We start from the raw sequence: 1,456 nt of genomic DNA, 5'->3' as shown, positions 1-1,456 counted from the left end.
TGCTGCACCCCAAAAGTTAGAGCTAAAACTAACGTTTGGGGTGTTCCTATGACTAAATATAGTGATGATTTAAAAGCGCGTGTCGTCCGAGAGTATCTAGAAGGCGTCGACGGATATAAACCTTTGGCGAGGAAATATGGAATCTCTTCGCATAGCCTCATTGTGGAATGGGTGCGAGTCTTTCGCGCGTTGGGTGCCGAGGGATTAAAACGAAAAAAGGTGCGGGAGGTCTATTCTGTTCAATTTAAGCTGGATGTCTTACACTGGATGAAAAGCAACCGCGCTTCTCTTAGCGAAACAGCCACTCACTTTGGACTCAAGCGTAGATCTACACTTGCGACTTGGAAAGAAATCATGGAGTCTGAGGGGGTTGCGGGCTTAGAGCCAAAGCCGAAAGGACCTCTAACTATGCCAAAAAAGTCGCGAAAAAAAAGAATCCTTCCTCTTTCACGTGAAGAACAATTAGAACGAGAGAATGAACTTCTTCGATTGGAAGTTTCTTATTTAAAAAAGAGAAAAGCTTTTCAGGAGAATCCGGGTGCATACCTAGAAAAGCACAAGCAGCGCTATCCTTCGAGCTCACCCAAGAAGGATTCAGACTAAACGATGTTCTATCGTGTGTAGGTCTACCCGAAGCGACGTATCATTATCATCGCAAGCACGCTCAGCGGCCTGAACGTAATCATGACGTAAAAGAGCGAATCACAAAGATTTATGACCAACACAAGGGCAGATACGGCTACCGTCGAATTCATGCCCAACTCAAAGCAGAGGCTGGGTCATTAATCATAAGAAAGTCTTTCGGTTGATGAAGATCCTGGCTTGTCTTGCCAAAAATTTGTTCGAAAATCTCGGTATCGCTCCTATAAGGGGAAGGTAGGAAAAGTTTCTAAAAATCGGATTAACCGTCGGTTTCGTTCGACCATTCGACTTCAAAAGTTATTCACCGATGTAACGGAATTCAAATGTACAGAGGATGAAAAACTCTATCTCAGCCCGATTCTTGACGTCTTTAACGGAGAAGTCATTGCGTATCATATGGCCAAGCGACCGACCCTTGACTTTGTTCTCCAACCTTTACAGGAGGCTGTACAAATCATTGGCCAAGAAGGCCAGTACCGTGCGACGATTCATTCAGACCAAGGTTGGCATTATCAGCACAAGAGTTGGGTGAAAACCCTAAAGAACAACCAAATCTTTCAAAGTATGTCTCGAAAAGCTACATGTGAAGACAACTCACCTATGGAGAACTTTTTCGGCCTATTAAAGCAAGAAATGTATTATGGTGAGCCCATGCTTTCCTATGATGAATTAGAAAAGCGAATTCATGAGTACATGCATTATTACAACCATGATCGAATTAAATTAAAACTGGCTGGTCATAGTCCGGTCCAATACCGAACTTTAACCAGCCAATCCGCTTCATAATAAAAACTTTAACTTTTGGGGGTCACTA

At 43.2% G+C, this 1,456-nt stretch carries 3 protein-coding genes; all 3 read left to right on the top strand.

Translation table 11 applies throughout. The annotated features are described in order from the left end of the window. A partial coding sequence (locus tag JCM19037_RS21540) for a helix-turn-helix domain-containing protein (RefSeq protein WP_152549181.1) occupies positions 1-603 on the top strand: 603 nt, incomplete at its 5' end. Further along, positions 489-809 (top strand): IS3 family transposase, encoded by a 321-nt coding sequence (locus JCM19037_RS30425; RefSeq protein ID WP_081829506.1) that lies wholly within the window; start codon positions 489-491, stop codon positions 807-809. The genes JCM19037_RS21540 and JCM19037_RS30425, both read left to right, overlap by 115 nt. 13 nt (positions 810-822) lie before the next feature. Beyond that, on the top strand, positions 823-1,428 hold the full coding sequence (locus JCM19037_RS21535) for an IS3 family transposase (protein WP_081829505.1): 606 nt from the start codon (positions 823-825) through the stop codon (positions 1,426-1,428). The last annotated feature ends 28 nt before the right edge of the window (positions 1,429-1,456 follow it).

The organism is Geomicrobium sp. JCM 19037 (assembly GCF_000698105.1).
Classification (GTDB): Bacteria; Bacillota; Bacilli; order Bacillales; family Marinococcaceae; genus Geomicrobium_A.
This window is presented reverse-complemented; position numbering and strand designations above follow the sequence as displayed.